This is a genomic window from Pseudochrobactrum sp. AO18b, from assembly GCF_000409565.1.
Taxonomy (GTDB): domain Bacteria; phylum Pseudomonadota; class Alphaproteobacteria; order Rhizobiales; family Rhizobiaceae; genus Pseudochrobactrum; species Pseudochrobactrum saccharolyticum.
Genome location: NZ_ANNO01000284.1, coordinates 1 through 5,915 on the forward strand (window position 1 = coordinate 1; position 5,915 = coordinate 5,915).

A 5,915-nucleotide genomic window follows, 5' to 3' on the forward strand; every position below is an offset into this window, starting at 1 on the left:
AGGCCATAACCGATGATGCGCCCGTGGCCGTATAGCCGCGCTTTACCAGATAATCGGCCAATGCGGGCGGTGCCAGCGGTGTCAGCCGGAAAACCGGCTGTTTGCCCTGCGCTGTAAACAGCGCTTCACAGGCCTCCACCCGCTGCGCCAGATCCGCATCATCCGCCGGGTTCAGCAGATTGACCGAATTGCCGCGTTTTGACGGATAGTAAGGTGTCAGTTGAACAGCCCAGTCCCCGAAATGCGTGACCTGCAAAGCGGGCCATGCATGAAAACCAAGCTCTTCAAACTGGCGGATTTCAGATATCACGACCGGTAATCACCATTAATGGCCACATATTCCTTGGTCAGATCACAGGTCCAGACCGTAGCTGTGCCCTCGCCCATACCAAGCTCAACCGTGATGAGAATATCCTCACCCTTCATATAGGCAGAAGCCGCGGCTTCTGAATAATCAGGATCGCGTTCACCATCAACCGCCACGCGGATATTACCAAAACTGATGGCCAGACGATCACGGTCAGCCGGTTCACCCGCCTTACCAACAGCCATCACCACACGTCCCCAGTTAGCATCTTCACCGGCAGCAGCGGTTTTCACCAGCGGGGAATTGGCAATCGACAGACCAATGCGCTTGGCAGAAACGTCAGAAACCGCACCTTTCACGGTGATTTCCAGCATTTTGCGTGCGCCTTCACCGTCGCGCACGACCTGCAGTGCCAGATTTTTCAGAAGCTTACGCAAAGCACGATCAAATTCTGCAAGACGATCATCATCAGCTGATGTTACAGCAACGGCACCGCGCTCTGCGGCTGTGCCGGTTGCAAACAGCATCAGCGTGTCAGACGTGGAAGTATCACTATCCACGGTCACGGCATTGAAGCTGGAATCCACCGCCTTGGACAGCAGTCCCTGCAAGACATCAGAGGCGATCGGCGCATCTGTCACCACAAAAGACAACATGGTCGCCATATCCGGCGCGATCATACCGGCACCTTTGGCGATGCCATTAATCGTAACCGGCACGCTGCCAAGCAGCACGGTTTCCGTTGCCACTTTCGGATAAGTATCCGTGGTCATGATCGCTTTGGCCGCTTCCAGCCAGCCATTATTATCGGCACGCGCATTCATATCGCCGAAGAGATGCGAAAATTTACCGGCATCCAGCGGCTCGCCGATCACACCGGTTGAAGCGAGAAAGATTTCGTGCGCCTCACAGCCCAGCGCTTCGCAAGCGGCTTTGGCTGTGGCTGTTGTTGTTTCACGACCTTTTTTACCGGTAAAAGCATTGGCATTACCGGAATTGACGATCACCGCTTTGGCTGTTCCGTGTTTCAGGCTCTCGCGGCAAAAATCCACCGGTGCAGACGGGCATTTGGAGCGGGTGAAAACACCGGCAACAGAAGCAGGCTTATCAAAAACCATCATCAGCACGTCTGTTCGGTTTTTATATTTAATTCCCGCCTCAGCAGTTGCCATTCGCACACCGGTAATCACCGGCATGGCAGGATAATGTTTTGGTGCAAGCGGAGAAACAGAAGAAGACATGCGTGCCTCAAGAATAAGAGCATTACCGGCAAAACTGAAAATGGTTTTGCGTCAGGGTCATGCGGCTAAATACCAATGAATTTTAACCGAAATAAAACAGCTCGTATCCTGAGTGCCTTTCAGATGCTCTCGGCACATCAAATCACCCGCCATTTCACCTCAGGTTGAGGCCAATAAATGACGGATAGGCATAAAATGCAATCACCTGCCCGAAATAATCAGGGCAGGTGATCATTTTTATCAAAATTCGCCTTAAACTTACCAGATTGGTAATCACATCAAAGCAAAATGTAAGCTTATTGAGCGGCTTTCGCAGCTGCATCCTGTGCGTCAGCAGCTTCTTTCATCGCCTTGGCAACAGCTTCGTCTTCATAAGTGATTTTCGAACCGTCACGCAGCTTCTTGACCATTTCGATATATTTTTCACGAATGACGATCGAGCGAACCTGATCTTTCACTTCATCAAATGCAGGCGGCTGCTGCTGGCGCTTATCTTCCAGCTTGATGATGTGGTAGCCGAACTGTGACTTCACAGGCTCTTTGGTGTAACTGCCGACTTCCAGTGCAAAAGCAGCTTTTTCGAATTCAGGCACCATCATACCTTCTCCGAAATAGCCCAGATCACCGCCCTGTGCGGCAGAACCATCGGTTGAGCTTTCTTTTGCCAGATCTTCAAACTTAGCGCCGCCTTCAAGCTTCTTGATGATTGCTTTGGCTTCGTCTTCAGTCTTTACGAGAATATGACGCGCACGGACTTCGTTTTTCGCAGGCATTGCTGCGATTTCCTTGTCATAACGGGCACGTACATCTGCATCGGAGATCTTGTCTACGATTGCAGTCTGGAAATATTCATTATGCAGCGCGCGGTCTTTCAGAAACTCGATGCGCTGTTTGAAATCTGCACTGTCGTCGAGTTTTTCAGTTTTCGCGGCAGCGGCCAGGACTTTGATATCAACCAGAGCAGCCAGTGCAGCAAGACGACGCTGATCATCCGGCAAACGGGAGAACTGCGGATCCAGATCGCTCGAAGCCTGATCAACTTCGCCCTGTGTCAGCTTAACGCCGTTTACAGTGGCAAGCACTTTGTTCGGATCGGCTTTTTCAGCCGGTTTTGCTGCAGTTTCAGTCTTTGTAGCGGCATCCTGTGCATAGGCAGAGCCTGCAGCAGTGGTCAAAAGCAGACCGGCTGCAAGCTGAATCAGGACTTTACGGGTACGGGTCATCAGTGATTTCTCCTTCGGGGACGAAGTACCGTCCCAAGAATAAGGCAGAATTTTGCTGCTTCGCTCTCATTCGGATAAAGCAGAATAGTTTTTAGGCGATATGGCAATTTTCTGCACAATATATATATTTCAGCAGTAATAATCCCTTTTGTTATGCGTATATAATCGCATTGCTCGGGACTATGACTGTTGTCAAATCATTGACATCGCCGCACTCCCCTCTTATCTGTCCATCGGCTTTGCGTCCAGAGAGCTGCCAGAGAGAAATTGCGCGAAATGTCTTTTCGACAGCGTGTTTTCTTGCCATAAGTCTCGCATAAACAAATAAAGCCGATGACAGAGCGCCGCGCAGGCGGCGACACACTTGGCTGAAGATTTAAGAAAGGACCAGCGATGGTCAGCTTTGGCGGTCTCGCCCGTATGATTTTCGGCTCATCCAATGAGCGTCGCATCAAAGGCCTTCGTCCTCGCGCAGCAGAAATTACCGCGCTTGAGAAACAATATGAAGGCTTAAGCGATGCTGAGCTTCAGGCTAAGACCGATGAATTCCGTGCCCAGCTTAGCAGCGGTAAAACACTGGATGACATTCTGCCTCATGCTTTCGCCACGGTGCGTGAAGCGGCGAAACGCACACTTGGTATGCGCCCGTTTGATGTGCAGCTGATCGGCGGCATGGTGCTGCATGACCGCTCCATCGCGGAAATGCGCACCGGTGAAGGTAAAACCCTGATGGCAACACTGCCGGTTTACCTCAATGCGCTTGAAGGCAAAGGCGTGCATGTCGTGACAGTCAACGACTATCTCGCCACCCGCGATGCGCAGACCATGGGCGTGCTTTACAACTTCCTCGGTCTGACTGTCGGCGTGATTGCTCATGGCCTTGATGACGATCAGCGCCGCGAGGCCTATGCCTGCGATATTACCTACGCAACCAATAACGAACTCGGCTTCGATTATCTGCGTGATAATATGAAATATGAGCGCGCCCAGATGGTGCAGCGCGAACATAACTACGCCATCGTCGACGAAGTTGATTCGATCCTGATCGACGAAGCCCGTACCCCGCTGATTATTTCCGGCCCGCTGGAAGACCGCTCAGACTTCTATTCACTGATCGATACTTTCATTCCGCAGCTTGAGGCGGAAGATTACGAAGTTGACGAGAAGCAGAAGACTGCGATCTTCACCGAAGTCGGCACAGAAAAGATCGAAAGACTGCTGGAAGCTGCAGGCCACCTGAAGGGCGAAAGCCTTTATGATGTTGAGAATGTGGCTGTTGTTCACCACCTCAACAACGCCCTGCGCGCCCATAAGCTGTTCCAGCTCGACAAGGACTATATCGTCCGTAATGACGAACTGGTCATCATCGACGAATTTACCGGTCGTATGATGCCGGGCCGCCGTTATTCCGAAGGCCTGCATCAGGCACTGGAAGCCAAAGAAAAAGTAACGATCCAGCCGGAAAACCAGACACTGGCTTCGATCACCTTCCAGAACTATTTCCGTATGTATAAAAAACTGGCCGGTATGACCGGTACAGCGGCAACGGAAGCGGAAGAATTCGGCAATATTTACGGCCTTGATGTTGCAACCATCCCGACCAATCTGCCGGTTGCCCGTATTGATGCCGATGATGAAGTTTACCGTACGGTTGATGAAAAATATAAAGCCATCATCCGCGATATTCGTGAATCCCACGAAAAAGGCCAGCCGGTTCTGGTTGGTACAACTTCCATCGAAAAATCCGAAATTCTGGCTGAACGTCTGAAAAAAGACGGCGTGAAGAATATTCAGGTTCTGAATGCCCGTTATCACGAGCAGGAAGCCTATATTGTTGCGCAGGCCGGTGTTCCGGGCGCGATCACCATTGCGACCAATATGGCCGGTCGCGGTACCGATATTCAGCTCGGCGGCAATCTGGAAATGCGCGTGAAGGTGGAACTGGCGGATGTACCTGCCGGTCCTGAGCGCGATGCCAAAATTCAGGAAATCAAAGCGGATATCGCTCAGAAGAAAGAACAGGCACTGGCTGCCGGTGGTCTTTACGTTCTGGCGACAGAGCGTCACGAAAGCCGTCGTATCGACAACCAGCTGCGTGGTCGTTCCGGCCGTCAGGGCGATCCGGGCAAGTCGAAATTCTTCCTGTCTCTGCAGGACGATCTGATGCGCATTTTCGGCTCTGACCGTATGGACAGCATGCTACAGAAGCTCGGTCTTAAAGAAGACGAAGCCATTGTGCATCCATGGATCAACAAAGCGCTGGAAAAGGCTCAGAAAAAGGTCGAAGCCCGCAACTTTGAAATCCGCAAAAACCTGCTCAAATATGATGATGTGATGAATGATCAGCGTAAGGTGATCTTCGAACAGCGTCTGGAAATGATGGATGCAGAAGATCTGACTGAAACGGTCGATGAAATGCGCCATGAAGTGATCGAGGATATGGTGCGTGCGCATATTCCTGAAAATGCCTATGCCGAACAATGGCGTGTGCCGGAGTTGAAGGAAGAGGTACTCAAAGTCCTCAATCTCGACCTGCCGGTGGATGCATGGGCGGCAGAAGAAGGCATTGCCGAAGAGCAGATCGAAGAGCGTATCAAGGAAGCTGCTGATAAGGCTGCTGCTGACCGTGCAGAGCGCTTCGGCCCGCAGATCATGGCCTATGTGCAGAAATCCGTTATCCTGCAGTCTCTGGACAATCTGTGGCGCGAGCATCTGGTCAATCTTGACCATCTGCGTTCCGTTGTCGGTTTCCGCGGCTATGCCCAGCGCGATCCTTTGAACGAATATAAGACCGAAGGTTTTGAACTGTTTCAGGCCATGCTGTCCAACCTGCGTGAAGTTGTGACATCGCAGCTGATGCGCGTGGAAATCATGCGTGAAGAACCGCAGCCGGAACTGCCTGAAATGCATGGTCACCATATTGACGGCACCACCGGTGAAGATGATTTCGGCGAAGGTTCTGAAGGCCCGCGTTTGGCAGACAGCGACCGCTTTGTTGATCCGGCAGACCGTGATCCGGCTGATCCGTCGACATGGGGTCGTGTTGCCCGTAACGAAGCCTGCCCTTGCGGCTCCGGTAAGAAGTTCAAACATTGCCACGGCGCTTTTGTTTAAACGATAATATAAATTGATAAAGAACAACCG

At 51.7% G+C, this 5,915-nt stretch carries 3 protein-coding genes and 1 pseudogene; 1 reads left to right on the forward strand and 3 read right to left on the reverse strand.

What is annotated here, in order from left to right:
- From A918_RS0111785 to A918_RS0111800, 3 genes and pseudogenes are all read right to left on the reverse strand, one after another.
- Nucleotides 1-310 (reverse strand): annotated as a pseudogene (locus tag A918_RS0111785) (GNAT family N-acetyltransferase); the annotation flags it as partial.
- Complete coding sequence (gene argJ, locus A918_RS0111790) at nucleotides 307-1,548, reverse strand: bifunctional glutamate N-acetyltransferase/amino-acid acetyltransferase ArgJ (protein ID WP_022711269.1); 1,242 nt, start codon at nucleotides 1,546-1,548, stop codon at nucleotides 307-309. The pseudogene A918_RS0111785 and the gene argJ, both read right to left, overlap by 4 nt.
- Before the next feature lie 296 nt (nucleotides 1,549-1,844).
- On the reverse strand, nucleotides 1,845-2,771 hold the full coding sequence (locus tag A918_RS0111800) for a peptidylprolyl isomerase (RefSeq protein ID WP_033316079.1): 927 nt from the start codon (nucleotides 2,769-2,771) through the stop codon (nucleotides 1,845-1,847).
- 393 nt (nucleotides 2,772-3,164) lie between these two features.
- Here A918_RS0111800 and secA point away from each other — a divergent pair, with 393 nt between their 5' ends.
- Nucleotides 3,165-5,885, forward strand: a complete 2,721-nt coding sequence (gene secA, locus A918_RS0111805) for a preprotein translocase subunit SecA (RefSeq protein WP_022711270.1) — start codon at nucleotides 3,165-3,167, stop codon at nucleotides 5,883-5,885.
- Nucleotides 5,886-5,915 lie beyond the last annotated feature (30 nt).

What these genes read in the sequence shown, in the direction of transcription:
- argJ (WP_022711269.1), bottom strand. Translation starts at nt 1,548, where the DNA reads ATGTCTTCTTCTGTTTCTCCGCTTGCACCAAAACATTATCCTGCCATG.
- A918_RS0111800 (WP_033316079.1), bottom strand. Translation starts at nt 2,771, where the DNA reads ATGACCCGTACCCGTAAAGTCCTGATTCAGCTTGCAGCCGGTCTGCTT.
- secA (WP_022711270.1), top strand. Translation starts at nt 3,165, where the DNA reads ATGGTCAGCTTTGGCGGTCTCGCCCGTATGATTTTCGGCTCATCCAAT.